21 protein-coding genes and 7 tRNA genes are annotated in these 26,642 nt (G+C 62.0%); 25 read left to right on the top strand and 3 right to left on the bottom strand.

Going from position 1 to position 26,642, the window contains the following annotated elements; genetic code table 11:
• The first annotated feature begins 1 nt into the window (after position 1).
• The 16 genes from lepB (at position 2) to ACQ4WL_RS01875 (ending at position 10,670) form a co-directional block, all read left to right on the top strand.
• Positions 2–919, top strand: a complete 918-nt coding sequence (lepB, locus tag ACQ4WL_RS01800; protein WP_436507677.1) for a signal peptidase I — start codon at positions 2–4, stop codon at positions 917–919.
• A 92-nt stretch (positions 920–1,011) separates the two neighbouring features.
• Complete coding sequence (rnc, locus tag ACQ4WL_RS01805) at positions 1,012–1,827, top strand: ribonuclease III (RefSeq protein WP_034749615.1); 816 nt, start codon at positions 1,012–1,014, stop codon at positions 1,825–1,827.
• A gap of 1 nt (position 1,828) precedes the next feature.
• Complete coding sequence (gene era, locus ACQ4WL_RS01810; protein WP_034749612.1) at positions 1,829–2,731, top strand: GTPase Era; 903 nt, start codon at positions 1,829–1,831, stop codon at positions 2,729–2,731.
• A gap of 28 nt (positions 2,732–2,759) precedes the next feature.
• A complete protein-coding gene (gene recO, locus ACQ4WL_RS01815; RefSeq protein WP_436507679.1) occupies positions 2,760–3,611 on the top strand; it encodes a DNA repair protein RecO in 852 nt (283 codons plus the stop codon).
• 40 nt (positions 3,612–3,651) lie between these two features.
• Entirely contained in the window at positions 3,652–4,413 is a 762-nt protein-coding gene (gene pdxJ / locus ACQ4WL_RS01820; RefSeq protein WP_436507680.1) for a pyridoxine 5'-phosphate synthase, read from the top strand.
• 14 nt (positions 4,414–4,427) lie between these two features.
• Entirely contained in the window at positions 4,428–4,829 is a 402-nt protein-coding gene (gene acpS / locus ACQ4WL_RS01825; protein WP_096236426.1) for a holo-ACP synthase, read from the top strand.
• Positions 4,830–4,836: 7 nt separating this feature from the next.
• Positions 4,837–6,717 carry an excinuclease ABC subunit UvrC gene (gene uvrC, locus ACQ4WL_RS01830; protein ID WP_436507682.1) on the top strand — a complete coding sequence of 627 codons (1,881 nt, stop codon included), beginning with the start codon at positions 4,837–4,839 and terminating at the stop codon, positions 6,715–6,717.
• Positions 6,718–6,833: 116 nt separating this feature from the next.
• Positions 6,834–7,418: a CDP-diacylglycerol--glycerol-3-phosphate 3-phosphatidyltransferase gene (pgsA, locus tag ACQ4WL_RS01835; protein WP_436507683.1), complete on the top strand. Its 585-nt coding sequence runs from the start codon at positions 6,834–6,836 to the stop codon at positions 7,416–7,418.
• A gap of 195 nt (positions 7,419–7,613) precedes the next feature.
• A tRNA-Gly gene (locus tag ACQ4WL_RS01840) sits at positions 7,614–7,689 on the top strand.
• Between the two features lie 92 nt (positions 7,690–7,781).
• Positions 7,782–7,857, top strand: a tRNA-Gly gene (locus ACQ4WL_RS01845).
• 71 nt (positions 7,858–7,928) lie between these two features.
• Positions 7,929–8,004 (top strand) — tRNA-Gly (locus ACQ4WL_RS01850).
• 56 nt (positions 8,005–8,060) lie between these two features.
• Positions 8,061–8,136: transfer RNA gene (locus ACQ4WL_RS01855), tRNA-Gly, on the top strand.
• Between the two features lie 83 nt (positions 8,137–8,219).
• Positions 8,220–8,295 (top strand) — tRNA-Gly (locus ACQ4WL_RS01860).
• A 43-nt stretch (positions 8,296–8,338) separates the two neighbouring features.
• Positions 8,339–8,412, top strand: a tRNA-Cys gene (locus tag ACQ4WL_RS01865).
• A gap of 247 nt (positions 8,413–8,659) precedes the next feature.
• Entirely contained in the window at positions 8,660–10,147 is a 1,488-nt protein-coding gene (locus ACQ4WL_RS01870; RefSeq protein WP_436507684.1) for a SulP family inorganic anion transporter, read from the top strand.
• 70 nt (positions 10,148–10,217) lie between these two features.
• Positions 10,218–10,670, top strand: coding sequence for a hypothetical protein (locus ACQ4WL_RS01875; RefSeq protein ID WP_436507685.1), 453 nt, complete (start codon positions 10,218–10,220; stop codon positions 10,668–10,670).
• Between the two features lie 54 nt (positions 10,671–10,724).
• On the opposite strand, the gene ACQ4WL_RS01880 is transcribed toward ACQ4WL_RS01875, so the two are convergent.
• Complete coding sequence (locus ACQ4WL_RS01880) at positions 10,725–12,440, bottom strand: methyl-accepting chemotaxis protein (RefSeq protein WP_436507686.1); 1,716 nt, start codon at positions 12,438–12,440, stop codon at positions 10,725–10,727.
• Between the two features lie 380 nt (positions 12,441–12,820).
• Here ACQ4WL_RS01880 and ACQ4WL_RS01885 point away from each other — a divergent pair, with 380 nt between their 5' ends.
• The 9 genes from ACQ4WL_RS01885 (at position 12,821) to ACQ4WL_RS01925 (ending at position 25,481) form a co-directional block, all read left to right on the top strand.
• Entirely contained in the window at positions 12,821–14,965 is a 2,145-nt protein-coding gene (locus ACQ4WL_RS01885) for a TonB-dependent receptor (RefSeq protein WP_436507687.1), read from the top strand.
• 285 nt (positions 14,966–15,250) lie between these two features.
• Positions 15,251–18,322: a formate dehydrogenase-N subunit alpha gene (gene fdnG, locus ACQ4WL_RS01890; RefSeq protein WP_436507688.1), complete on the top strand. Its 3,072-nt coding sequence runs from the start codon at positions 15,251–15,253 to the stop codon at positions 18,320–18,322.
• A gap of 13 nt (positions 18,323–18,335) precedes the next feature.
• A complete protein-coding gene (gene fdxH / locus ACQ4WL_RS01895) occupies positions 18,336–19,256 on the top strand; it encodes a formate dehydrogenase subunit beta (RefSeq protein ID WP_436507689.1) in 921 nt (306 codons plus the stop codon).
• Complete coding sequence (locus ACQ4WL_RS01900) at positions 19,246–19,917, top strand: formate dehydrogenase subunit gamma (RefSeq protein ID WP_436507691.1); 672 nt, start codon at positions 19,246–19,248, stop codon at positions 19,915–19,917. Before fdxH ends, ACQ4WL_RS01900 begins: the two co-directional genes overlap by 11 nt.
• 161 nt (positions 19,918–20,078) lie before the next feature.
• Entirely contained in the window at positions 20,079–21,134 is a 1,056-nt protein-coding gene (fdhE, locus tag ACQ4WL_RS01905; RefSeq protein ID WP_436507692.1) for a formate dehydrogenase accessory protein FdhE, read from the top strand.
• A complete protein-coding gene (selA, locus tag ACQ4WL_RS01910; RefSeq protein WP_436507693.1) occupies positions 21,131–22,552 on the top strand; it encodes an L-seryl-tRNA(Sec) selenium transferase in 1,422 nt (473 codons plus the stop codon). Before fdhE ends, selA begins: the two co-directional genes overlap by 4 nt.
• On the top strand, positions 22,549–24,504 hold the full coding sequence (gene selB / locus ACQ4WL_RS01915) for a selenocysteine-specific translation elongation factor (protein WP_436507695.1): 1,956 nt from the start codon (positions 22,549–22,551) through the stop codon (positions 24,502–24,504). The genes selA and selB overlap by 4 nt, the downstream gene beginning before the upstream one ends.
• 12 nt (positions 24,505–24,516) lie before the next feature.
• A tRNA-Sec gene (locus tag ACQ4WL_RS01920) sits at positions 24,517–24,612 on the top strand.
• A 155-nt stretch (positions 24,613–24,767) separates the two neighbouring features.
• Positions 24,768–25,481, top strand: a complete 714-nt coding sequence (locus ACQ4WL_RS01925) for a substrate-binding periplasmic protein (protein WP_436507697.1) — start codon at positions 24,768–24,770, stop codon at positions 25,479–25,481.
• 14 nt (positions 25,482–25,495) lie between these two features.
• Here the strand turns inward: ACQ4WL_RS01925 and ACQ4WL_RS01930 are convergent, their stop codons facing one another.
• Both ACQ4WL_RS01930 and ACQ4WL_RS01935 read right to left on the bottom strand, forming a co-directional pair.
• Positions 25,496–26,236 carry a GGDEF domain-containing protein gene (locus ACQ4WL_RS01930; protein ID WP_436507698.1) on the bottom strand — a complete coding sequence of 247 codons (741 nt, stop codon included), beginning with the start codon at positions 26,234–26,236 and terminating at the stop codon, positions 25,496–25,498.
• Positions 26,237–26,239: 3 nt separating this feature from the next.
• Positions 26,240–26,638 carry a DUF1987 domain-containing protein gene (locus tag ACQ4WL_RS01935; RefSeq protein WP_436507700.1) on the bottom strand — a complete coding sequence of 133 codons (399 nt, stop codon included), beginning with the start codon at positions 26,636–26,638 and terminating at the stop codon, positions 26,240–26,242.
• Positions 26,639–26,642 lie beyond the last annotated feature (4 nt).

The raw sequence follows: 26,642 nt of genomic DNA on the forward strand, positions 1-26,642 counted from the left end.
AATGAACCTGCAAGTGATTTTAGGAAATTTCGCTTTAATCCTGTTCGTGCTGATGGTGTTGACGGGCCTGGTCTGGTGTCTGGATGTGTTTTACCTGTCCAAGCAGCGCCGCAAGGCGGCAGACCGCGCGCTGGCCGACTTCGACGCGCGCCAGTCCAAGCTGGCCGCCGAGGGCATCAAGTCCGATGCGGGCGGCAGCCGCGCGACCATCGAGGCGGCTCTGTTGCGCCAGCCTACCTGGGTCGAGTATTCGGGCAGCTTCTTCCCTGTCATTGCCCTGGTGTTCTGCCTGCGTTCGTTCCTGTACGAGCCATTCAAGATCCCGTCGAGCTCGATGGTGCCGACCTTGCTGGTGGGCGATCTGATCCTGGTTAACAAGTTCACTTATGGCATCCGTTTGCCGATCGTCAACAAGCGCATCATCGAAGTCAACGATCCGCAGCGTGGCGACGTGATGGTGTTCAAGTACCCGAAAGATATGTCGCAAGACTATATCAAGCGGGTGATCGGCGTGCCCGGTGATAAAATCAACTATGAAAACAAGCGCTTGACGGTCAACGGCAAGGAAGTGGCCTACACCCCGCTGGACGATTACCTGGATGACGAAAGCACTGTTTATCACAAGCAGCTGGAAGAAAACCTGACGGGCGTGAGCCACCGCATCCTCAACGACGAGCCTGCTCCAACGTTGAACTTGCGCGAAGTGAAGGATTTCCCGCACAAGGATGCGTGCAACTACAACGAAGACGGTTTTACGTGTGTGGTGCCACAAGGCAATTACTTCATGATGGGCGACAACCGCGACAATAGCGCGGACAGCCGCTACTGGGGCTTCGTGCCGAACGAGAACATCGTCGGCAAGGCCTTCCTGGTGTGGATGAACTTCAGCAATCCGAAACGCGTGGGCGGCATACACTAAGCCGGCCTGGTCTGTAATGGACCGACCATGGCTGCCGCGCCGATTCCCCGTGCGGCGGCCAGCCGAATTACTCAGATGATACAGAAACAACAATGAATCTTCAGCTATTGCAAACCCGTTTAGGCTATACGTTCCAGGATGCTGGCCTGTTGCAGCAAGCCTTGACGCATCGTAGCCACAGCAGTTTGCATAATGAGCGGCTGGAATTCCTCGGCGACTCCATTCTCAACTGCGTGGTCGCCTCCATCCTGTACGAACGCTTCAAGTCCATCGACGAGGGCGACCTGTCGCGCTTGCGCGCCAACCTGGTGAAACAGCAGTCGCTGTATGAAATCGCGCAAAAGCTGGAACTGTCGCAATTTTTGCGCCTGGGCGAAGGCGAACTGAAGTCGGGCGGTTTCCGCCGTCCGTCCATCCTCGCCGATACCCTGGAAGCTCTGCTGGGCGCGATTTTCCTCGATACGGGCTTTGACGCGGCCAGCACGGTGATCCGCGCCTTCTACATTCCCATCCTCGACTCGGTCGATCCGCAAACCCTGGGCAAGGATGCCAAGACCCTGCTGCAGGAGTTTTTGCAAAGCAAGAAAATTTCGCTGCCACAATACAACGTGGTGGCTACCCACGGCGCCGCCCACAGCCAGGAATTCGAGATCGAATGCCTGGTGCCGAAATTGAATATCCAGGTCTACGGCCGAGGCGGAAGCCGCCGCGCCGGTGAGCAAGCCGCCGCCAAACTGGCGTTGGACGTGGCCGAGCAGGCGCTGTTGAAGTCGCCAGCCGCCAGCCGCAAGCCCAAACCGCGCGCCGCCCAGCTCAAGCTGGCCGGTATTGCCACCATCCAGAGCGACGACGCGCAAGCTCCTGCAGCCCCGGCGATCGCCGCTCACACTAAACAGAATCGACACTAGCATGACAGCCACCAAAATGCCCGACAACTTCCGCTGTGGCTATATCGCCATCGTGGGCCGCCCCAACGTGGGTAAATCGACCCTGATGAACGTGCTGATCGGCGCGAAGGTCAGCATCACTTCGCGCAAGGCACAAACCACGCGCCACCGCATCACAGGCATCCAGACGGTGCCGGACGCGCAATTCATCTACGTCGACACGCCCGGCTTCCAGACGCGCCATTCGAACGCGCTGAACAAGACGCTCAACAAGACCGTGACGAACACGCTGATTTCCTCGGATGTCATCCTGTACGTGATCGAGGCGGGCACGTTCGGCCCGGCCGACCAGCAAGTGATGGATTTGCTGCCGAAGGAAGTGCCATGCATCCTCGTCATCAACAAATCCGACCGCGTCAAGGACAAGGCCGTGCTGCTGCCGTTTGCGCAAAAGATCGCCGCCATGCGCGACTTCGCCGCCATCGTGCCCGTCTCGGCGAAGCTGCACTTCCAGCTGGAAGGCTTGCAGAATGAGATCAAGCGTTTCTTGCCGGAAAACCAGCCCATCTTTGGCCCGGACGACATCACGGACCGCAGCGAGAAATTCCTCGCCTCGGAAATCGTGCGCGAAAAACTCTTCCGTTTTGTTGGTGATGAATTGCCGTACACGAGCACCGTGCTGATCGAAAAATTCGAGCAGGAAGGCGATTTGCGCCGCGTGTTCGCCGCCATCCTGGTCGAGCGCGATACCCATAAATCCATGATTATCGGCAATAAGGGCGCGCGCCTGAAGGAAGTCTCGACCCAGGCCCGCCTGGATATGGAAAAATTGTTCGGCGGCCCCGTGTACCTGGAAATCTGGGTCAAGGTCAAATCGGGCTGGGCCGATAACGAGGCGGGCTTGCGCGCCTACGGCTACGAGTAATCCGCAACCCGGGGGCGACGCTACACGCATGAGCACCACCACGCCAGCGCAGCCTGACATCGCGCCAGCCTCACCTGCTGTCCCCGCGCCGGTGGCCATCGCGCCGCCGGCCGCAACTCCCGCATCTGCCACGCCCACAGCGCCCCGGCGCAGCCGTCCACCCGCGCGCGACGGCCGCATCACGGGCCAGCCAGCCTTCGTGCTGCACAGCTACCCGCATAAAGAAACCAGCCTCATCGTCGACGTGTTTACGCGCGAATACGGCCGCATTGCGCTCGTCGCCAAGGGCGCCAAGCGGCCCCATTCGCAGTTGCGCGGCGTGCTGCAGACCTTCCAGCCGCTGCAAGCGGGCTGGACGGGTAAATCCGAACTGCGCATTTTGACGGGCGCCGAATGGGTGGGCGGCATGTTGCCGCTGGAAAAGACGGCGCTGCTGTGCGGCTTTTATCTGAACGAATTGCTGGTCAAATTGCTGGCGCGCGACGATCCGCATCCCGTCCTGTTCGACCACTACGTTGCTACCTTGAATCAGCTGGCGCACAATGAGCCGCCACCCATCGTGCTGCGCAAGTTCGAGCGCGCCCTGCTCAAGGAAACGGGCGTGGCGGCCGACCTGACGCGCTGCACGGGCACGCGCCAGGCCGTCGATGCGGGCCAGGTCTATGTGGTCGACCCGGAACGGGGACCGCGCCCGGCGCGCGCCAGCGATGCCTGGCCGAAGATCACGGGCAAGACCCTGCTCGACATGGAGCGCGAAGATTATCTTGACGTCGCCACGCAGGCGCAAAGCAAGCTGCTGATGCGCTTTTTGCTGGCCCATCAACTGGGGGGCGCCACCTTGAACACGCGCCAGATACTGATCGATTTAATGCAGCTGTAGCGGCGGTTTGCCGCACGACAGCACTTTACGGATACCAACTATGAGCTTTTTGCAGCCTTCCGGCCCCGTCATCGACCTGGGCGTCAATATCGACCACGTGGCCACCTTGCGCAATGCGCGCGGCACCGCCTACCCGGACCCGGTCCGCGCGGCCTTGCTGGCCGAGCAGGCGGGCGCCGACGCCATCACCCTGCATTTGCGCGAAGACCGCCGCCACATCAAGGATGCGGACGTGATCGCCATCGCGCCGCAGTTGCTAACGCGCATGAATCTGGAAGCGGCCGTGACCCAGGAGATGCTCGACTTCGCCTGCCGCATCCGCCCGGCAGATGTGTGCCTGGTGCCGGAAAAACGCACGGAAGTGACCACCGAAGGGGGGCTGGACGTGGTGCGCTACTTCAAGGAAGTGCAGGCCGCGGTGAAACAATTGCAAGGCGAGGGCATCCGCGTGAGCCTGTTCATCGATGCGGACGAGCAACAGATCGCCGCCGCTGCCGAGCTGGGCGCGCCCGTGATCGAGCTGCATACGGGCCGCTATGCCGATACGGCAGGCGCCGAGCAGTTGGCGGAGCTGGAGCGCATCAAGGCGAGCGTACTGTTCGGCGTGGGCCGCGGCTTGAAGGTCAATGCGGGCCACGGCCTGCATTACACCAATGTGCAAGCGATTGCCGCCATTCCCGATATTACTGAGCTGAACATCGGCCACGCCATCGTCGCGCACGCCGTGTTTGTCGGCTGGGAAAACGCCGTGCGCGAAATGAAGGCCATCATGGTGGCCACACGCCTGGGCCACAGGGCCTGACAAGGGAGCGCAGCATGATCTACGGCATCGGTACCGATATCTGCAAGATCCCCCGTATCGAGGCGGCGCTGGCGCGCCATGGCGAGCGTTTCGCGCAAAAGATACTGGGGCCGCAAGAGATGGAGAAATTCCGCGCCCGCAGTGCGAAAAACGCCGTGCGCGGCGTGCGCTTCCTGGCCACCCGCTTTGCGGCAAAAGAGGCATTTTCCAAGGCCATCGGCCTGGGCTTGCGCATGCCGATGACCTGGCCCGCCGCGCAGATGCTGAATCACCCCAGCGGCAAGCCGATGATCGTCTGCAGCGGCGTGCTGGCGGACTTCATGGCGGCAAACCGGCTGAGCGCGCAAGTGACGATCAGCGATGAAGAAGAATATGCGGTCGCATTCGTGATCGTGGAGCAAGCAGCGCAAGAATGAGCCAGCAATGACCGAAGCAAGCCCAGAATCTTCCTTGGCGGAAACGCCGCCCGACCCGCGCGCGCAGGTGCTGGCCACCGTCGCCAAGCTGCCGAATTTGCCCGGCGTGTACCGCTATTTCGACGCCGCCGACAAGGTGTTGTATGTCGGCAAGGCGCGCGACTTGAAAAAGCGCGTTTCCAGTTATTTCCAGAAGAACCTGGCCAGCCCCCGCATCGCCATGATGGTCGAGCGCATCGCGCGCCTGGAAACGACCGTCACGCACAGCGAGGCGGAAGCGCTGATCCTGGAAAACAACTTGATCAAGGCGCTGCAGCCGCGCTACAACATCCTGTTTCGCGACGACAAGTCCTACCCCTACCTGAAGATTACGCACGGCGAGGCGCCGCGCATGGTGTATTACCGGGGCGCGGTGGACAAGAAAAACCAGTATTTCGGGCCATTCCCCAGTTCCTGGGCCGTCAAGGAATCGATGCAGATCCTGCAAAAGGTGTTTTTGATCCGCACCTGCGAGGATAGCGTGTATGCCAACCGCACGCGGCCCTGCCTGCTGCACCAGATCGGCCGTTGCAGCGCACCCTGCGTGGACCTGATCAGCAAGGAAGACTATAAAAACGACGTGGAGAACGCGGCGCGCTTCCTGCGCGGGCGCCAGAGCGAAGTCATGGCCGACCTGGAAAAGAAGATGCATGCGTTTGCCGCCGAACTGAAATTCGAGCAGGCGGTGGTGGTGCGCAACCAGATCGCTTCGCTGTCGCGCGTGCTGCACCAGCAAAGCATGGAAACGACGGGCGACGCCGATGTCGACATCCTCGCCGTGCTGGTGCAGGGCGGGCGCGCCTGCGTCAACCTGGCCATGGTGCGCGGCGGGCGCCACCTGGGCGACCGCGCCTATTTCCCCAGCCAGCTCAGCGATGCGGCGGCGATTGCCGAAGAGCCCATCGAGGTGGAAGTGCTGGCCGCTTTCCTGGCCCAGCACTACACGGAAAAATTCATCCCCGGCACCCTGATCCTGAATATCGAATTCGACCAGCCGGCCCTGATGGTGGCCCTGATGGAGCAGTGCGGCCACCGCATCAACCTGATCTTCCAGCCGCAGGGGCAGCGCCGCCAATGGCTGGAGATGGCGCAAAAGGGCGCCGAGATTTCGCTGGCGCGCCTGCTGTCGGAGCAAGGTTCGCAGCAGTCGCGCACGCGTGCGCTGGCCGAAGCGCTGCGCCTGGAAACGGAAGACCTCGACGGCCTGCGCGTGGAGTGTTTCGACATCAGCCACACGCAGGGCGAGGCGACGCAGGCCTCGTGCGTGGTGTTCCACCACCACGCCATGCAGAATGGCGAATACCGGCGCTACAACATCAACGACATCACTCCCGGCGACGATTATGCGGCCATGCGCCAGGTGCTGATGCGCCGTTACGAAAAAGTCGCCAATGGCGATGGCGTGATGCCCGACGTGGTGCTGATCGACGGCGGCAAGGGGCAGATCGAAATGGCGCGTCAGGTGTTCGCCGAGCTGGGACTCGATATCAGCCTGATCGTCGGCGTAGCCAAGGGGGAGGGGCGCAAGGTGGGCCTGGAAACCCTGCTGTTCGTCGATGGCCGCGCGGCGCAGGAATTGGGCAAGGAATCGGCGGCGCTGATGCTGATCGCGCAAATCCGCGACGAGGCGCACCGCTTCGCCATCACGGGCATGCGCGCCAAGCGCGCCAAGACGCGCCAGACCTCGCGCCTGGAAGAGATAGAAGGGATCGGCGCCAAGCGCCGCCAGAAGCTGCTGTCGCGCTTTGGCGGCTTGCGCGGCGTAGTCGACGCCAGCGTCGAGGATTTGATGTCGGTGGAGGGGATTTCCACGCAACTTGCGGAAGAGATTTACAAGCAGTTGCACTAATGACTGGATGGCCTGGACCGGTGCTGCGGCAACCGGACTAGGCTAATACCACCGGGCCATGTAGACTAGTGGCGCTTTCTTCATGTTCAATTTACCCGTCGGCCGATTGCTTCCTTATGCCTTTTAATATTCCCATCTTTTTGACCTGGCTGCGCGTGGCCCTGATTCCACTCGTCGTAGGCGTATTTTATTTGCCGCCGTCGATGCTTCTGCATGGCGATCAGAACCTGGTTGCCACCCTGGTCTTCATTGTTGCCGCCGTGACCGACTGGTTCGATGGTTTTCTCGCGCGACGCTGGAACCAGACCTCGGCCTTTGGCGCCTTCCTCGATCCGGTCGCCGACAAACTGATGGTGGCGGGCGCCTTGCTGGTGCTGGTGCAACTGGACCGTGTCAATGCCGTGCTGGCCTTCATCATCATCGGCCGCGAAATCACCATTTCCGCATTGCGCGAATGGATGGCGCAGATCGGCGCATCGAAATCGGTGGCCGTCAGTTCGATCGGCAAGATCAAGACGGCCGCGCAAATGACGGCCATTCCCTTGCTGCTGTACCACGACGTGATCTTCGGCGCGATCGACACCCACGTGTGGGGCGAAAAGCTGCTGTGGATCGCTTGCGTGCTGACGGTGTGGTCGATGTTCTATTATTTGCGCCTGGCATGGCCGCTCATTAAGGAAAAAGCAGGCAACCTGCATTGAAAGGGGTCGTACCCTTCGGGTCCGACCCCGGCATTTCTGCCCTTGGGTTGAACTATTTCGGCGCCCCATACAACCCTTGAGCAAAGACCGGGGTCTGACCCAAAGGGTCTGACCCCAAATATTTTGCAAAACACCAGATATTGCCCGTTGACAGCCCCTGTAATCCCTCTATAATGCTGGCCTGTTGTTGATGACGCGGGAGTAGCTCAGTTGGTAGAGCGCAACCTTGCCAAGGTTGAGGTCGAGAGTTCGAGACTCTTCTCCCGCTCCAGTTTTCTGGAGCGTGTCATAGGTAAAAACAGCGAATGCAGTAAAAAGTAGTACTGGCGATGTAGTAGAGCTTCTGATACAATGTTGTCCACTGCGGGAGTAGCTCAGTTGGTAGAGCGCAACCTTGCCAAGGTTGAGGTCGAGAGTTCGAGACTCTTCTCCCGCTCCAGTGAATACTGGATCAGCAGTAAAGCAGCACTGGTAAACGGTAGTAAAAAGCAGTAAAATAGCGGTTCGTATGCGGGAGTAGCTCAGTTGGTAGAGCGCAACCTTGCCAAGGTTGAGGTCGAGAGTTCGAGACTCTTCTCCCGCTCCAGTGAAAGCTGGAGGCAGTACAGCAAGATGGCAGTAGCAGAAAATAGAAGCTCCAATGCGGGAGTAGCTCAGTTGGTAGAGCGCAACCTTGCCAAGGTTGAGGTCGAGAGTTCGAGACTCTTCTCCCGCTCCAGAATTCTAAAGGGAAGCTAAGCTGGCTTCCTTTTTTTATCCGCTGCAGTAGCAAGCGTGATTAGGCTGTAACCAAGCTCCAATGCGGGAGTAGCTCAGTTGGTAGAGCGCAACCTTGCCAAGGTTGAGGTCGAGAGTTCGAGACTCTTCTCCCGCTCCAGTTTTTCAAGGTGTGCCGGAAGGCCCATCCAAGCAGTTCCTCTGGCGAGGTAGCAAAGAGGTTATGCAGCGGCCTGCAAAGCCGTTTAGACGGGTTCGATTCCCGTCCTCGCCTCCAGATGAAAAAAATAGCCCACTTTCGAGTGGGCTATTTTTTTGTCTGTGCCGCTTCTTGTATAATGCCCGCACGCTCAGCTGCGCCGCGCTGATGATTCTTCCCCTATCCGCCAACCCCATGTAGTCACTGACGATTTCCTCTCCGCTAAACTTCGGCACGGCTTTTTTCTGACGCCCGCTGGCATGGCTGCGCCTGGTGATTCTGCGTCGGGCGCGCACTTCTCTGTTCCGACCCTGGATTCGAATCAATGATCAACACAACTTTTCGGGATGAGTGGTTCTCGAACCTGCAAAAAAACGTCCTGGCGGGCCTGACCACCTCGTTTGCCCTGGTACCCGAATGCATCGCCTTTGCCCTGGTGGCGCAGTTGAATCCCTTGATGGGCCTGTATGGCGCCTTCATCATTTGCGCATTCACGGCCATCTTTGGCGGGCGCCCCGGCATGATTTCCGGCGCGGCCGGGTCCATGGCCGTCGTCATCGTGGCGCTGGTGGCCCAGCATGGCGTGCAATATCTGCTGGCCACCGTGGTGCTCGGAGGTATTTTGATGGCGCTGTTCGGCATCTTGCGCCTTGGGAAATTGATCCGCATGGTGCCCTACCCGGTGATGCTGGGCTTTGTGAATGGCCTGGCCATCGTCATTGCCATGGCCCAGTTGGAACACTTCCGCCAGGCCACGCCGCAGGGCGAAACCTGGCTGCAAGGCACGCCCTTGCTCGTGATGGGGGCGCTGGTGGCGCTGACCATGGCCATCGTCTACATGCTGCCGCGCATCACGAAGGCCGTGCCGCCCGCGCTGGTGGCCATCCTCGGCGTGGGCGTGCTCAGCCATGTCTTGCACTTGCCCACGCGCACCCTGGGCGACCTCGCGCATATCGCCGGCGGCTTGCCGGCCCTGCATTGGCCCACCGTGCCGCTGGATATGGCGACCTTGCACATCATTTTTCCGTATGCGGCGCTGATGGCCATGGTGGGCTTGCTGGAAACCTTGCTCACTTTCAATCTCACCGATGAGATGACGGAAACGCGGGGCCAGCCGAACCGCGAATGTATCGCCCTCGGTGCCTCGAATGTCGTGTCGGGCCTGTTTGGCGGCATGGGCGGCTGCGCCATGATCGGTCAGACCATGATCAACCTGAGTTCGGGCGGCCGTTCGCGCCTGTCGGGCGTGACGGCCGGCGTGATGATTCTGCTGTTCATCCTGTTCCTGTCGCCGCTGATCGAGCGCATTCCGCTGGCTGCCCTGGTGGGTGTGATGTTCGTCGTGGCGCAGCAAACGTTTGCCTGGGGTTCCTTGCGCGTGCTGGGCAAGGTGCCGTTGCAGGATGCGCTGGTGATCGTTGCCGTGACGGTCATCACGGTGTTGACGGACCTGGCGATGGCTGTGCTGTGCGGCATCGTCATTGCCGCCTTGAATTTTGCCTGGCAGCATGCGCGCGAAATGCGTGCCGACATCGATGACAGCAGCCCTGGCATGCGCGTCTACTTGCCGCACGGCACCCTGTTTTTTGCTTCCACCACGCATTTCCAGGAGCTGTTCCAGTTGGCGTCGGACCCGGCCCGCGTCATCCTCGACTGCCGCCACCTGCACATGGCCGATCACTCGGCCATCGCCGCCATCGAATCCCTGTATGAGCGCTATGACAAGGCCGGCAAGCACCTGCAGGTGACGCATCTGTCCGCCCGCAATGAGGCCTTGCTGCAGCGGGCCGGGGTGGACGTGAGCGTGGCGTAAAATGATGGATAGTCTGACCCGCGCAATTTCTTGAAAATGGACGGGATTGTTGAATGTCTGTGGAGTGTGAATGCTGTCGAACGAACAAGAACAATTATTGCAACAAAGCCAAACGGCTTTTGATGCCTACTATGACGCGCTGGGCGCCTCGCTGGTGAATTTTGTCGAGCGCCTGGGCATCCAGCCGGCGCACGAAGTGTTGACGAACGCGGCTGAATACCTGCCGTACATCGATGCTGCCATGCGCACCATCGTCATTCGTGACGAGAGCTGGCAGTGGGTAAAAACCATGCTCGGCTACTTTATCGGCGAATACTTCGTGCAGGGCCATGCGGGTTGCTGGTATGTGGAAACGCGGGCGGAATCGCCACATTTTTGCCGCATCATGGTGGGCGGCTTCGAGCAGGGCTTGCCGTTGGACGCGGCCATCGATCCGGAACAATTGGCGCTCGATTTCCTGGCACAGGCAGTGCCGCGCGAGCTGGCGAAACTGATTGAAGATACGCAAGCCAGGCTGTGCTGATGCCTGGCCGTTGGGCATGCGTGGCAGCCACTGCCACGCATTGAACTTCACACCTTAAAACTCTTCCCACTCGCCTTCGGCAGGGCTTGCTGCCTTGCTGCTCTTGCGCGTCACGGGCAGACGCAGGGCAGGGATGGAGGCCTTGCGGGCAGGCGCGGCCCGGGTTGCTGGAGCTGCCGGCGCGCTGCGCTGCGCTGCCTTGGCGCTGAAACGGTCGGTCGCCGCTGCATTCGCGTCCAGGCGGAAGACGCTGACCACTTGCGCCAGTTCGCTCGCCTGTTCCTGCATCGCTTCGGCCGCGGCCGAGGCTTCTTCCACCAGGGCTGCATTTTGCTGCGTCACCTGGTCCATTTCGGAAATGGCCTGGTTGACTTGCTCGATGCCGGCACTCTGCTCTTCGCTGGCGTTGCTGATCTCGCTCATGATGGACGTGACGAAGGCTATGCTTTGCACGATTTCTTCCATCGTCTTGCCGGCCTTGTCGACCAGGTCCGTGCCCACGTCGACCTTTTGTACGGAGTCGTCGATCAAACCCTTGATTTCCTTGGCCGCTGCTGCCGAGCGCTGCGCCAGGTTGCGCACCTCTGTTGCCACCACGGCGAAGCCGCGGCCCTGTTCGCCGGCGCGTGCTGCTTCCACGGCCGCGTTCAGGGCCAGGATGTTGGTCTGGAAGGCGATGCCGTCGATGACAGAAATAATGTCGACGATTTTCTTCGATGAGGTATTGATCTCGCCCATGGTGGCCACCACTTCGGCCACCACGGCGCCGCCGCGGCTGGCGATGCCGGCCGCGTCGCCGGCCAGTTTATTCGCCTGGCGCGCGTTGTCGGCATTCTGCTTCACGGTCGAGGTCAGTTCTTCCATCGACGAGGCGGTTTCTTCCAGCGAACTGGCTTGCTGTTCCGTGCGCGACGACAGGTCCTGGTTGCCGGCGGCGATTTCCGCAGACGCCGTGGCGATGGTGTCGGTGCCGCTGCGCACTTGTCCCACGATGCCGACGAGGCTATCGTTCATGGTTTTCAGGGCATGCATCAGCTGGCCCGTTTCATCGCGGCCTTGCGCCGTGATGACGCTGCTCAGGTCGCCAGCTGCCACGGTTTCCGCCACTTTCACGGCGGCGCGAATAGGGCCGGTGATCGAGCGCGTGATCCACCACGCGAAACCGATGCCCATCAGCACGGCCAGCACGCCCATGGTGATCAGGAAGATGCGGGTGCCGCTGTAGGCTTCGATGATGCTGGCGCCGACGCCGTCGGCCGCCTTGATCTGCATGCTGGCAAAGCGCTTCACTTCGGCCAGGTAAGCCGTGGTGATCGGCGTGACTTCCTTGTCGAACACTTGCTTGGCGCCCGCCACGTCGCCGTCGGCCTTCATCTTGAAGGCGCGTGTGCGCGTCGTCACGTAGTCGGTGCGCACCTTGCGCACGACCTTGAACTGTTCGATCACGGCCGGGTCGCGCAAGGACGCGGCGATGTCGTCCTGCAGTTTGCTGGAGCGGGCCGCATCGACCTTCAGGTCTTCCTCGATCTTGGCGCGCACGACAGGATCGGGGATCTCGAATGAGGCGACGCCGCGCACGCTGTTGAGTTCAATGATTTTCGACCACTCGGCCACCATGCGCTGGTTCTTGATGCTGGTATTGATGAGACGGTAGGTCAGATCGCTAGCCGTTTGCATGCGCACGAGGGCGGTGATGGTCAAGGTGGCAAGCAACAGCAATACGACAGCAAAGCCGACGCCAAGGCGGCTGCCGATGTTCAGGTTTTTCATGTAGTTCCTAACAATTTAATAGTCATGATCGCCGCCGCCAGCAGGGGCGGACAGGCGCCGCAAGGCGCAGGGGATCGGGGTCTTCGGGTGCCGCGTGATGGCTGTGCGGCGCGCCACGCTGAGCGTGGCGATGGAGGTAAAGCATGGGGTGTGGCGGCGTGGTTGCCGCTAACCAGCAAGCGCAAGTATAGCATTGACGCACAGAAATAGTTTTTCAAGGCAATTTTAATTGCTTATTGATATTAATTTCCTGTTGCTTTTTTACATCAAGTTGCGTGTGTGTAAGTACTATCACTTACATTTCGCCTTACGTTTTTCATTGCTGGCTGATAAAATACTAATGATAATCATTCGTATTACAACATCGACCAGGGAATTGTATGCAGCACAAGCCAGGATGTAAACCGATCACCATCGCCGTACTGGGCGCCTTGACCTTGGGCGCCATGCCACTGGCGGCTTTGGCCCAGGAAAGCTTGCCTGCCGTCACCGTGACGGCATCGAAGGACAAGGATGGCTATGTTGCCGCCACCTCCGCCAGCGGCACCAAGACGGAAATGGCCCTGCGCGACGTGCCGCAGACGATCAACGTGGTGCCGGCCGCCGTCATTCGCGACCAGAACGCCATGTCGATCCAGGACATCATGAAGAACATCCCCGGCGTGGGCTTGTCCACGGGCGATGGCCAGCGCGACCAGGTGTTCATCCGCGGCTTCACGGCCATCGGCGACCAATTCGTCGACGGCTTCCGCGATGACGCGCTGTATTTCCGCGACCTGTCGAATGTAGAGCGACTGGAAGTGATCAAGGGGCCGGCCGCCGTGCTGTACGGCCGCGGTTCCTCGGGTGGTCTGGTCAACCGCATTACCAGGAAGCCGGGCGTGGATATCGCGGACGTGGCGCTGAGCCTGACCAACACGGCAGGGCGCCGCGGCGAAGTCGACGTGGGCAGAGTGGGCGAGACGGTGGACTGGCGCGTCACGGGCGCGCGCGAATTGTCGGACAGCTACCGCGAGCAGCAATTCATCAACCGCACGGCGCTGGCGCCATCGGTGGCCATCCGCCTCTCTGGCGCCACCAAGCTGCTGCTGCAGGGCGACTACCTGGAAGACCGCCGCCTGACGGACTTCGGCATCCCGTCCTGGCATGGCCGCCCGGTGGTTGTCGATGCGAGCACTTACTACGGTGCCGCCTATGCCCGCGATGCCGATTTCAGCCAGTCGCGCGTGGTCTCCACGGCGGCCACCCTGACGCACAAGTTCAGCGAGTCCTTGTCGCTGCGCAATGCCTTCCGCTATTACGACTATCACCTGGACCGCAACAACACGAATATTTCCGGCAACGTCAATGAAGTCAAGGGCACGATGAACCTGGCGCACGCCAAGCTGAACCGTGACGAGAGCGGCTGGTTCAACCAGACGGAATTGACGCAAAAGCTGGTCACGGGCAGCCTGCGCCACGAAGTGTTGTATGGCGCCGAGTTCGGCAAGCAAAACAAGGATGCCAACAGCTGGGCTGCTATCTTGGTAGCGCCGAACGTGTCGATCTTTAACCCTGTCCTGCCGCAGGTCAACCGCAGCAAGCTGGGCGCGCGCAGCGATACTTTCGGTACCTACGACACGGCCGCCGCCTACGTGCAGGATGCCATCGCTTTCAGCGACGAGTGGAAGGCGCTGGCCGGCTTGCGCTACGACCGCTATAAGCAGCAGTCGCGCCTGGCCAATGCGCTTGGTGTGACGACGGCAGACCTGTCGCGCACGGATTCGGCCTACAGCCCCCGCGCCGGCCTCGTCTGGCAACCGGGCGCGGCGCAATCGTACTACGCCTCGTGGAGCCGTTCCTTCCAGCCCAGCGGCGAGAATTTCGCGCTGGCCGCCAACAATGCCGACCTGGCGCCGGAAACCACGCGCAACACGGAAGTGGGCGCCAAGTACGATCTGTGGGGCGGCCGCGCGAATGCCACCGTGTCGCTGTTCCGCCTGGAACGCGACAATATCAAGACCAGCGACCCCATCACGAACCGCATCGTGCCCGTCGGCACGCAGCGCACGGATGGCCTGGAGCTGACCTTCAATGCTGACTTGCACGATGGCTGGAAAATGATGGCCGGCTATGCTTGGCTGGACGCCACGATCACCGATTCCATCGCCGTCGACAAGAGCGTCAATGTGCCGGGCGGCATCATCGCCAGAGAAGTGCCGGTCAAAGGCAAGCGCGCCACCCTGACCGCGCGCAACACGGCCAACCTGTGGCTGACGAAAGACCTGGGTCACGGCTTCACGGTGGGCGGAGGCGCGAATGCCGTCGGCAGCCGTTTTGCCAATTCCGGCAACACGGTGGTCTTGCCCGGCTACGTGACGGCCGACGCCATGGCCGCATACCGCACGGGCCGCTATGAAGTGCAGCTGAACGTCAACAATATCGGCGATACGCGCTACATCGTTTCCGGCCACGGTTCCAGCCCGAACCTGAGCTTGCCGGGCGCGCCGCGCAACGTGGCGCTGACTTTGCGCTACAGCCTGTAAGTTAGCCAGTAAGTTCGGCCGCTTCCATACAAACCCGCTCGCGAGCGGGTTTTTTCATGGGGGGGGGGAGCTGCGTCGGGCAGGCTGACATTGTTTAGAGGAACTGTTCGGTACCGATCAAATAACGTTGACTAAAGGAAGCTTTCTCCGACGGACTGAGCCTTGATGGGGATTGAGGGGTAAAATGCTGTCATACGGCACAGGCATGGTGCTTATATCTTGGTGATATGACACCATCATGACGTTGTATGACTTTTTATTTACTCACATCATAGAGGCCTGAATATGGTTCAGATGTCCAGGCGCCAGTTCCTTCGGGTAACTGGCGCGACCATTGCTGGTTCCAGCCTCGCCCTGCTCGGTTTCGCACCGGGCCAGGCGATGGCGGAAGTGCGGCAATACAAGCTGTCTCGCACGACCGAGACACGCAATACCTGTCCTTACTGTTCGGTAGGATGTGGCGTCCTGCTGTATGGACTGGGCGACGGCGCAAAAAATGCCGTCTCCAGCATCATCCACGTGGAAGGCGATGCCGATCACCCGGTGAACCGCGGCACCTTGTGCCCGAAGGGCGCCAGTCTGGTCGACTTCATCCACAGCCCGAACCGCCTGAAAGTGCCCGAATACCGGGCACCGGGCGGCACGCAATGGCAACCGATCTCCTGGGATGTGGCGCTCGACAAGATCGCGCGCCTGATGAAGGATGACCGCGATGCCAACCTGATCGAAAAGAATGCCGACGGCAAGACCGTCAACCGCTGGCTCTCCACCGGCATGCTGGCCGCGTCCGCCGGTAGCAACGAGGTGGGGTATTTGACCCACAAGACAGTGCGCAGCATGGGGATGCTGACCTTTGATAATCAGGCGCGTGTATGACACGGACCGACGGTGGCAGGTCTTGCCCCGACGTTTGGCCGTGGCGCGATGACGAATCATTGGGTCGATATCAAGAATGCCGATGTGATTTTGGTCATGGGCGGCAATGCAGCAGAAGCACATCCTTGCGGATTCAAATGGGTCACGGAAGCGAAGGCGCATAACAAGGCCAAGCTGATCGTTGTCGATCCGCGTTTTACCCGTACCGCATCCGTGGCAGATTACTACTGCGCCACGCGTACCGGCACGGATATCGTCTTTCTCGGCGCGATCATCAATTATCTGCTGACGAACGACAAGATCCAGCATGAGTACGTGCGCAACTACACGGACATGCCCTTCATCGTGCGCGAAGACTATGCGTTCGAAGACGGCCTGTTTTCGGGTTTCGACAAGGAAAAAGGCAAGTACACCAACAAGGCCACCTGGGATTACGAGATCGGCGACGACGGTTATGCCAAGGTCGACCCGACCCTGGAGCACCCGCGCTGCGTCTACCAGATGATGAAGAAGCACTACTCACGCTACACGACCGAGATGGTCGAGCGTACGTGCGGCGTGTCGGCCGACAAGTTCCACAAGGTGGCGGAAGCATTGGCTTCGACCGCCGTGCCGGGACGCGCCGGTACCATCTTGTACGCACTGGGCTGGACGCACCACTCGACGGGCGCGCAAACCATCCGCACGGGCGCCATGGTGCAGCTGTTGCTGGGTAACATGGGTATCGCGGGCGGCGGCATGAACGCCTTGCGCGGCCACTCGAACATCCAGGGCTTGACCGACCTGGGCCTGATGTCGAACCTGTTGCCAGGTTACATGACCTTGCCGAACGAAGCCGAGCAGGATTTCGACGGCTATATCGCCGCGCGCGCCACCAAGCCGCTGCGGCCGAACCAGCTCAGCTACTGGAGCAATTACCGCAAATTCCACGTCAGCTTCATGAAGACGTGGTGGGGTGATTTCGCCACGGCCGAGAATAATTACGCGTTCGACTACCTGCCGAAACTCGACAAGCCGTACGACTTGATGCAAGCCATCGAGAACATGCACCAAGGCAAGATGACGGGCTATATCTGCCAGGGCTTCAATGTGCTGGCGTCAGCGCCGAACAAGCAGAAGGTCACGGAAGCGCTGTCGAAGCTGAAGTTCCTCGTCATCATGGACCCGCTGGCCGTGGAAACGGGCGAATTCTGGAAGCCGCATGGCCAATACCACGAAGTCGATCCCACCAAGATCATGACGGAAGTGTTCCGCTTGCCGACCAGCTGCTTCGCCGAAGAGCGCGGTTCGCTGGTCAGCTCATCGCGCGTGCTGCAGTGGCACTGGCAGGCGGCCGAACCGCCGGGCCAGGCGCGCAGCGACTTGGAGATCATGTCGGGCCTGTTCTTGCGCATGCGTAGCATGTACCAGAAAGAGGGCGGCAAGTTCCCCGATCCGATTCTCAACCTGACGTGGAACTATGCGCAGCCGCATAACCCGCAGCCGGAAGAAATCGCCCGCGAATTCAACGGCCGTGCGCTGGTTGACTTGTACGATCTGAAGGATCCGACCAAGCTGCTGGTGAAGAAGGGTGAGCAGCTGGCCTCGTTTGCGCAATTGCGCGACGATGGCACCACCACCAGCGGTTGCTGGATCTTCGCCGGCAGCTGGACGCAGGCGGGCAACCAGATGGGAAGGCGTGACAATAGCGACCCGACGGGCATCGGTCAGACTCTGGGCTGGGCCTGGGCGTGGCCGGCGAACCGCCGCGTGCTGTACAACCGCGCCTCGTGCGACTTGAAGGGCAAGCCTTTCGATCCGACGCGCAAGCTGATCGAATGGAATGGCACAAACTGGAGCGGGGCCGACATTCCCGACTTCAAGGTCGACGAACCGCCGGAAAACGGCATGGGTCCGTTCATCATGCTGGGCGAGGGCGTGGCGCGCTTTTTTGCGCGTGGCGCCATGGCCGAAGGACCGTTCCCCGAGCATTACGAGCCGTTCGAAAATCCGCTGGGCTACAACCCCATGCATCCGAAAAACCCGCAGGCGACCAGCAATCCGGCCGCGCGCGTGTTCGCCGATGACCGGAAAATGTTCGGCACGCACGAGGAATATCCGCATGTGGCGACCAGCTACCGCCTGACCGAGCATTTCCATTACTGGACCAAGCATGCACGCCTGAACGCCATCATCCAGCCGCAGCAATTCGTTGAAATCGGCGAAGAGCTGGCCAAGAGCATCGGCGTCGTGGCCGGCGGTGAAGTGCGCGTCAGTTCCAAGCGGGGTCACATCATCGCCAAGGCCGTGGTCACCAAGCGCATCAAGGCGTTGATGATCGAGGGCAAGCAGGTGCATACCGTGGGCCTGCCGCTGCACTGGGGCTTTACGGGCGTGGCCAAGCCGGGGTATCTGATCAATACCCTGACGCCGGGCGTGGGGGATGCGAATTCGCAAACGCCGGAATTCAAGTCCTTCCTCGTGAAGGTGGAAAAAGCATGATGGGAGCTCAATAATGGCACTGCAATCCTTAGATATCCGGCGCCTGTCGGCGACCACGGTGACGCCGCCGCAAGCGCGCAGCCCCGTGACCGGCACCGTCGCCAAGCTGATCGATGTGTCGAAATGCATCGGCTGCAAGGCTTGCCAGACGGCGTGCATGGAATGGAACGACTTGCGCGACGAAGTCGGCGAAAACCATGGCACCTATGACAATCCGACGGACTTGACGCCGCAATCGTGGACGGTGATGCGTTTTGCCGAACACGAGGACAACGACGGCAACCTCGAGTGGCTGATCCGCAAGGATGGCTGCATGCACTGCGAGGACCCGGGCTGTTTGAAAGCCTGTCCGGCGCCGGGCGCCATCGTGCAATACACGAACGGCATCGTCGATTTCCACCAGGAAAACTGCATCGGTTGCGGCTACTGCGTGGCTGGCTGTCCTTTCGACGTGCCCCGCATTTCGAAAAAGGACGACCGCGCCTACAAGTGCACGCTGTGCTCGGACCGCGTGGCCGTGGGCCAGGAACCTGCCTGCGTGAAAACCTGCCCGACGGGCGCCATCCTCTTCGGTACCAAGGAAGACATGAAGGTGCATGCGCAAGAGCGCATCGTCGACCTGAAGTCGCGCGGTTTCGAGAACGCGGGCCTGTACGATCCGCTGGGCGTGGGCGGTACGCACGTGATGTACGTGCTGCACCATGCCGACAAGCCGAAGCTGTATTCGAACTTGCCGGAACGCCCGCGCATCAGCCCGATGGTGGGCTTCTGGAAGGGCTGGTCCAAGCCGCTGGCAGTAGCCGGCATGGCTGCCACGGCACTGGCAGGCTTCTTCCATTACACGCGTGTCGGTCCGAACGAAGTGAGCAAGGACGAAGAGCACGAAGCGCTGGAAGAGGCCAAGCGCATCCGGGAGGAACAGCATGAAGCATAGTGAACATCACGATGGCAAGCTGCGCGACAAGGATGGCAATCCCTTGATCGAACGCTACGACCCGAACGAGCGCACGAATCACTGGATCACGGCGATCACCTTCGTCATGCTGGCCCTGTCCGGCCTGGCCATGTTCCATCCGTCGATGGCGTGGCTGGCCAGCCTGTTCGGCGGCGGGCAATGGACGCGCATCCTGCATCCATTTGCCGGCCTGGTAATGTTTGTCTCGTTCGCGATCCTGGTGGTGCGCTTCTGGCACCACAACAAGTTCGAAGACGGCGACAAGCAGTGGCTGAAACAGATGGACGACGTGCTCCACAACCGCGAAGAAAAGCTGCCGAAGGTCGGCAAATACAATGCCGGCCAGAAGATCCTGTTCTTCGTGTTGTTGGCCAGCATGATCGGCTTGCTGCTGTCGGGCATCGTGATCTGGCGCGCGTATTTCGCGTTCTACTTCCCGATCGACGTGGTGCGCTTTGCCGCCTTGCTGCATGCCGGTTGCGCTTTTGCCATTATCTGCGCCATCATCGTGCATATCTATGCGGCCATCTGGGTCAAGGGCTCGGTCGGCGCCATGGTGCGCGGCACCGTCACCTACGGCTGGGCGCGCAAGCACCATCCGAAGTGGTTTGAGGCTGTTATTCGCAATACAAAGAGGTAATTTATTTTCGACTTACCTTCGCACTAAATGCTGGGGTCAGACCCGCCGGGTCTGACCCCTGTTTCCTTTTGCGGCTTGCGATGACTGTATCGTTTAGAATACTTTGACAGCATGGCCACACCCGCTGGCCGTGCTGTGCTTTTTTTGATGGGAAAACTCCATTGGTACAACGCATTCTTCAGCCAGGCGAAATCGAAGGCCTGGACCATAACGCGATTCCGCGCCTGCTGCTGCCGCAGCCCGCCAGCCTGTTTACGGCGCGCGCCTTGCGCTTGCGCGAACTCGCGCAAGGCAAGATCAAGGGCATCCCCGTCGACGCGGGCATGCAGGGTTACCTGGTGCTGATGGCCGCGCTGGCCGACGCGCAGGCCGCCGTGGTGGAAAAACTGGCGCCCGGCGCCGTGCCTGCCGCCGACCCCGACGCGCTGCGCCGTGCGATGCAGCACCGCATGCCGGTGCTGCCCGTTAATGGCGCCCGTCCGCCCGTTTGGCGCGACATCTTTGCCAGCCTGCTCGATGAATTGGCGGCCACGGCGGCAAGCCAGCCGGCATTATCGGGCGGCCTGACCCAGGTGCTGGCCCAGTTACGCGCGCTCGACGCGCCGGCGCTGGACGCCTGCGCCGATTGCGTGCTCGATGAAAACGGTGACAACCTCAATCCCATGCACGCGCCGTTCGTTGCGGCCACGCTGCAAATCCTGTGGTCGGTGTCGGCCAGCGAACTGCGCGCCGCGCGCGTGCCGGACCTGGAAACGGGCACCCTGTGCCCCGTCTGCGGTTCGCACCCCGTCGCCAGCGTGATCCGCATCGGCGGCCAGTCGCAGGGGTACCGCTACCTGCACTGCGGCATTTGCGAAAGCGAATGGCATATGGTGCGTGTGAAGTGCTCGACCTGCGAACAGAATGGCAAGATCGCCTACCAGGGCCTGGACGCGGCCGATGCCATGCCGTTCGACCCCGTGGCGGCCAAGGACGACAAATTGCCGAACAAGGCGAACGATCCTAAGAAAGTGGCGCGCGCGGAAACCTGCGACGATTGCCATACTTATCGCAAAGTCTTCAACCAGGAACACGATTACAACGTCGAGCCGCTGGCCGACGACCTGGCCAGCCTGATGCTCGACCTGCTGGTGGGCGAAGCGGGCTACCAGCGCGCCAGCGGCAATCCGCTGCTGTGGCTGGGCAAAAGCGACAGCAGCGAGGGCCAGCAAGCATGACGACGGGGCAAACCGTGCGCCTGCCGTCGGTCGATCGCATCCTGGGCGACGCGGCTTGCCTGGATCTGATAGCCCACTACGGCCGCGTGCAAACCCTGGCCTGCGCGCGCGCCGTGCTGGCCGAACTGCGCACGGCCATGCTGGCCGGTGAGGGTTTGGGTAAATTCGGCGAAGAGGGCGCATCGCTTGCCGCCATCGTCGCGCAAATGGCCGAACGCCTGGAATCGCAATCGCGTTCGCAGCTGCGCGCCGTGTTCAACCTGACGGGCACCGTGCTGCATACGAACCTGGGCCGCGCACTGCTGCCCGACGCGGCCGTACAAGCCGTGGTGGAAGCGCTGCAGTGGCCGATGAACCTGGAATTCGACCTGGAAACGGGCAAGCGGGGCGACCGCGACGACCTGGTCGAGGAATTGCTGCGCGAACTGACGGGCGCCGAAGCGGCCACCATCGTCAACAACAACGCGGCCGCCGTGCTGCTGATGCTGAACACTTTGGCGCAGAACAGGGAAGTCATCGTCTCGCGCGGCGAACTGGTGGAAATCGGCGGCGCCTTCCGCATCCCCGACGTGATGACGCGCGCGGGTGCCGTGCTGCGTGAAGTGGGCAGCACCAACCGCACGCACCTGGCCGATTATGCGAATGGCGTGAATGAACACACGGCCCTCTTGATGAAGGTGCATTGCAGCAATTACGCGATCACCGGTTTCACGAAAAGCGTGGAGCTCGATGAACTGGTACCGCTGGCATCTCAACACGGCGTGCCGACGGCCGTGGACCTGGGCAGTGGCACCCTGGTCGACCTGGCGCAATACGGCCTGCCGCATGAAACGACGGTGCGCGAAACCATCGCAGCGGGCGCCGACCTGGTGACCTTCAGCGGCGATAAATTGCTGGGCGGCCCGCAATGCGGCGTCATCGTCGGACGAGCCGACCTGATCACGAAGATCAAGCGCAACCCCCTGAAACGCGCGCTGAGGGTAGGCAAACTCACGCTGGCCGCATTGGCCCCGGTGCTGCAGCTGTACCGCGCGCCGGACTTGCTGGCCGAACGGCTGACCACCTTGCGTTTGCTGACGCGCCCCGCGGCCGCCATGCGCGCGCAGGCGCACACCCTGCTGCCGCTGCTGCAAGGCGCGCTGGGCCTGCAGTACGTGGTGACGGCTGAAGCCATGACAAGCCAGATCGGCAGCGGCGCCTTGCCCGTCGACCAGCTGCCCAGCTTTGGCCTGGCCATCCGCAGCGCTTCCGGCTCGCGCCTGAGCAATCCATTGGGAACGTTGGAGCAGCGCCTGCGCGCCTTGCCATGCCCCGTGATCGGGCGCATCGGGCAAGATACCTTGTGGCTGGACTTGCGCTGCCTGGAAGCGGCGCACGAGACGGCCTTCGTTGCGCAGCTTGACGAGTTGTCCGCATGATCGTCGGCACCGCAGGCCATATCGACCATGGCAAGACGACGCTCACGCGTGCGCTGACGGGCGTGCACACGGACCGCCTGAAGGAAGAGCAGGCGCGTGGCATCTCGATTGAACTCGGCTATGCCTATCTGCCGCTGGCGGACGGCACGGTGCTGGGCGTGATCGACGTGCCCGGCCACGAAAAATTCATCCGCACCATGGCTTCCGGCGTGACGGGCATCGACTTTGCCCTGCTGGTGGTAGCGGCCGACGATGGCATCATGCCGCAGACGCACGAGCACCTGGCCATTTTGCAGTTGCTGGGCGTGACGCGCGGCGCCGTGGCGCTGACCAAGATCGACCGCGCCGACGGGGCCCGCGTGGCGCAAGTGGAGCTTGAGATCGAGGCGTTGCTGGCAGGCACGCCGCTGGCGGGCAGTCCCATCTTCCCCACAGCCGCCAGCCGCGACAACGATGCCGGCGTGGCGGCCTTGCTGGCGCACCTGACGCAGGTCTCGCGCAGCCTGCCGCAGCGCGACGAGCGGCGCCTGTTCCGCCTGGGTGTGGACCGCGTGTTCACCTTGTCGGGGCAGGGCACCATCGTCACCGGCACGGCGCTGGCGGGAAGGGTGCAGGTGGGTGACATGCTGCAACTGGCGCCCGGCGGCGCGCAAGCGCGCGTGCGCAGCATCCACGCGCAGAACCGCGCAGCCGGGACGGGCATGGCGGGCCAGCGCCTGGCGCTCAATCTGGCCGGCATCGACCGCGAGCGCATTGAACGGGGCAACTGGATCGTTGCGCCGGAACTGGCGCAATGCTCGGAGCGTATCGACGTGGAACTGACTTTGCTGCCCGACGCCGGCGTGCAATTGAAAGCTTGGTCGCCGCTGCACGTGCATCTGGGCGCTGCGCACCAACTGGCGCGCGCCGTCATGCTTGATGGCGTAACCCTGTCGCCGGGCCAGACGGGTAGAGTACAGCTGGTGTTCGAGACGCCCATGCACGCCGTGCCCGGCGACCGCTTCGTCGTGCGCAATGCGCAGGCGACGCAAACGGTGGGCGGCGGCATGGTGCTCGATCCGTTCGGGCCCGCGCGCAAGCGGCGCAGCCCCGCCAGGCTTGCCTGGCTCGATGCCCTGGCGGCCTTTGTCGCGCAGGGCGACTATGCGGCCCTGCTGGCGCAAAGCCCGCTGGGCCTGCGCGAGTCGCTGCTGGTGCGCCTGTCGCTGCTGCCGGCGGGCGCCATCGCGCTGCCGCCCGATACGCGGCGCATCGCCCTGCGCGGTGACGATGCCCTGCTGCTGGCGCCTGCGGCGCAGGCTGCGCTGGAAGAGCGGGTGCTGGCCGCCCTGGCTGTCTTCCACGCGCGCGCGCCCGATGAAGCGGGGCCGGAACTGTGGCGCCTGAAACGCATTGTCGACGCCGAGATGGAAGACGCCTTGTGGAGCCACCTGGTCGAAGGCTTGCTGGCGCGCGGCGAGCTCCAGGCGCGCGGCGCCAGCCTGCATCTGCCGACGCACAGCGTGGCACTGACGGCGCAGGAGCAAACGGTGGCCGAGCCCTTGCTGGCGGCATTGCTGCAGGGGCGTTTCGATCCGCCGTGGACGCGCGACCTGGCGCGCGACTCCGGCCTGGCCGAGGACGACACGCGCAGGCTGTTGCGCAAACTTGCCAAGGCCGGGCAGATCAGCCAGGTGGTGCACGACCTGTTTTATCACCAGGCGGCGCTGGCCGAGCTGGCGCAACTGGTGCGCAGTCTGGCCGACAAAGCCGAACAGGAAGAAGGTTTGCCGGCCGGCAATGGCGCCGTCGGCGCGGCCACCTTCCGCGATGCCAGCAGCCTGGGCCGCAAACGGGCGATCCAGGTCTTGGAATTCTTTGACCGCGTCGGTTATACTCGCCGTGTTGGCAATGGGCATCTATTACGCCCGCAGGCGCTGTGGTCCTACAGTGCCGCCTTGCCCAACAGCTAGCTCAGGCACCGCGGAAAGCACACTCATCCGGTGATGTGGCCGGGCTTCAAACCCGGTGGAGGGCGTCAGACGTTCTCCCGTAGGTTCGACTCCTACTGTTTTCCGCCAGTTACTCTTCCCTTTTCCCCTGCATCGTGATCGTCCCGGCGTTGGCTTGTTGCCACGTTGCGGAAAATAAATGGTGTAATTGACAATATGCAGCGATGCCGGCGCGGGCCGATGGTAACATCGGCGGAAATCCCCTGTAGCAGATGAAAGCAAGCATGAAACAAGCAAGCATGGCATGGTTGCTGGCAGCGATGCTGCTGGTGCCGGCGCTGGCCGCGGCGGCAGGTCTGCGCATCGTTGGCGAGCACTTGCCGCCATCGAGCATGATGGAAGGCAATGTTGTCGTGGGGCGCGAAACCGCGAAGGTGCGCGAGATTATGGCGCGCACCGGTATTGCCTACAGTATCGAATTGCTACCGTGGAAGCGCGCGTACGCGCAGGCGCTGCGCGAGCGTGATACCTGCATCTTTTCCACCACGCGCACGCCAGAGCGCGAAGCGCAATTTCGCTGGATCGGCCCCCTCAACGAAGCGGAGTGGATATTGTATGGCCTGGCCGAGCGGCATCTGACGCTGCGCACGCTCGCCGATGCGCGTGGCCTAGTGATCGGCACGGTGCTGGGCGACGCGCGCGACGACTACCTGCGCCAGCGTGGCTTGAGCGTGGCGCCCGTGACGCAGGAGTGGCTCAATCCGCAAAAACTGCTGCTCGGGCGCATCGATCTGTGGGCTGTGGGCATGGCGGTGGGCAGCAAGCCGTTTGCCGGCAAGGAGTGGGAGGGCAAGGTGGAGCCGCTGCTGACCTTTAATCGCGTGCAGACTTACCTGGCCTGTAACCTCAAGGTGCCCGAGGCGCAGGTGGCGGCCATGCAGCGTGCGGCAGCCGACATGCGCCGTGACGGCAGCATGGCGCGCGAACAGCTGCGCTGAATCAAGGTATCGATTCAGCTTTCCATCCACTGGCGTACACAGTTGCGTCCTTCTCGCTTGGCCTGGTACAGGGCCTGGTCGGCATGGCTGTAGGCCGTCTCGAAGGCGGTGCCGGCGCGGTTCCAGCTCAGGCCCACGCTGACGGTGATGGGGCGCGTGATGGGTGCCGCATGGCGCTGGCGGCCGACGCTCTCGCAGATGCGCTGCGCCACTGTCGCCGCGTCGTCGCGCGAGGAGGTGGGCCAGACTACGGAAAACTCTTCACCGCCGACCCGGCCGATGGCCGTCTCCTGTCCCAGCAGTCCCTTCAGGCAGTCGACCACGGCCTGGATCACGCCGTCGCCGGCCGGGTGGCCGAAATCGTCGTTGACTTGCTTGAACAGATCGATGTCGAGCACGATCAACGCCATGTCGCCCTGCGCCAGGCAGCGCGAGGCATGGTCGATCACGGCGCCGCGGTTCAGGGCGCCCGTCAGCGGGTCGTGCGTGGCGCGGTATTCGAGCTGGCCGGCCAGCGTCTGCAATTGCCGGTTCAGCAAATGCATGTCGCGTTCGGCGCGGTCGCTGCGGCCGATCAGGCGCCGCGTCTCGCGCATCAGCCGCTCGTAGTGAACGATCAGTTCACCGAGCACGCGGCGCTGCGCCTCGCCGCTGGCATGGACGTCGGCGTGCATGCGGCGCGCGGCAGCCAGCGCCGCCGCTTCCACGGTGAACAGGTCGGGTTCGAGGCTGGACTCGGAGATGGCGGCGCGCATGCCCTAGCTGCCCAGCACGGGATGGTCGCGGAAATCGAGCGCCGTAAAGTCCTGCTGCAGCTCCTGGCCGAATTCCAGGATGGTGTCGTCATCCTCGTCGTGATACCAGTTCAGGCGCACCTGGTTGCCCTCCACGGCCGCCTGGTTCAGGGTGTCGAACAAGGTAAACAGCATCTTCGTGCTGGAGCTGTTGAAGTAGGCCAGCGAGACGTTGACGGTGATGGCGCTCTCGCGGCAGGCGTCCAGATAGGCGCGCACGGTGGCGATCAGCGGGCCATAGAAGGCGGCCGCGTTTTCCGGATACGACTCGCCCTTGATCGACAGGGTGTGCTGCTCGAAACGGAAGTCGATTTCGGGCGAACTCGGGGTCGCGGCGATGAACAGTGGTGACGGTAATTGCATATGC

The sequence above is a fragment of the Janthinobacterium kochi genome (genome assembly GCF_051380715.1).
Lineage (GTDB): Bacteria > Pseudomonadota > Gammaproteobacteria > Burkholderiales > Burkholderiaceae_D > Janthinobacterium.

Bases quoted from the DNA above. Each gene is read 5' to 3' on its own strand.
- lepB (WP_436507677.1), top strand. From the start codon at position 2: ATGAACCTGCAAGTGATTTTAGGAAATTTCGCTTTAATCCTGTTCGTG.
- rnc (WP_034749615.1), top strand. From the start codon at position 1,012: ATGAATCTTCAGCTATTGCAAACCCGTTTAGGCTATACGTTCCAGGAT.
- era (WP_034749612.1), top strand. From the start codon at position 1,829: ATGACAGCCACCAAAATGCCCGACAACTTCCGCTGTGGCTATATCGCC.
- recO (WP_436507679.1), top strand. From the start codon at position 2,760: ATGAGCACCACCACGCCAGCGCAGCCTGACATCGCGCCAGCCTCACCT.
- pdxJ (WP_436507680.1), top strand. From the start codon at position 3,652: ATGAGCTTTTTGCAGCCTTCCGGCCCCGTCATCGACCTGGGCGTCAAT.
- acpS (WP_096236426.1), top strand. From the start codon at position 4,428: ATGATCTACGGCATCGGTACCGATATCTGCAAGATCCCCCGTATCGAG.
- uvrC (WP_436507682.1), top strand. From the start codon at position 4,837: ATGACCGAAGCAAGCCCAGAATCTTCCTTGGCGGAAACGCCGCCCGAC.
- pgsA (WP_436507683.1), top strand. From the start codon at position 6,834: ATGCCTTTTAATATTCCCATCTTTTTGACCTGGCTGCGCGTGGCCCTG.
- ACQ4WL_RS01870 (WP_436507684.1), top strand. From the start codon at position 8,660: ATGATCAACACAACTTTTCGGGATGAGTGGTTCTCGAACCTGCAAAAA.
- ACQ4WL_RS01875 (WP_436507685.1), top strand. From the start codon at position 10,218: ATGCTGTCGAACGAACAAGAACAATTATTGCAACAAAGCCAAACGGCT.
- ACQ4WL_RS01880 (WP_436507686.1), bottom strand. From the start codon at position 12,440: ATGAAAAACCTGAACATCGGCAGCCGCCTTGGCGTCGGCTTTGCTGTC.
- ACQ4WL_RS01885 (WP_436507687.1), top strand. From the start codon at position 12,821: ATGCAGCACAAGCCAGGATGTAAACCGATCACCATCGCCGTACTGGGC.
- fdxH (WP_436507689.1), top strand. From the start codon at position 18,336: ATGGCACTGCAATCCTTAGATATCCGGCGCCTGTCGGCGACCACGGTG.
- ACQ4WL_RS01900 (WP_436507691.1), top strand. From the start codon at position 19,246: ATGAAGCATAGTGAACATCACGATGGCAAGCTGCGCGACAAGGATGGC.
- selA (WP_436507693.1), top strand. From the start codon at position 21,131: ATGACGACGGGGCAAACCGTGCGCCTGCCGTCGGTCGATCGCATCCTG.
- selB (WP_436507695.1), top strand. From the start codon at position 22,549: ATGATCGTCGGCACCGCAGGCCATATCGACCATGGCAAGACGACGCTC.
- ACQ4WL_RS01925 (WP_436507697.1), top strand. From the start codon at position 24,768: ATGAAACAAGCAAGCATGGCATGGTTGCTGGCAGCGATGCTGCTGGTG.
- ACQ4WL_RS01930 (WP_436507698.1), bottom strand. From the start codon at position 26,236: ATGCGCGCCGCCATCTCCGAGTCCAGCCTCGAACCCGACCTGTTCACC.
- ACQ4WL_RS01935 (WP_436507700.1), bottom strand. From the start codon at position 26,638: ATGCAATTACCGTCACCACTGTTCATCGCCGCGACCCCGAGTTCGCCC.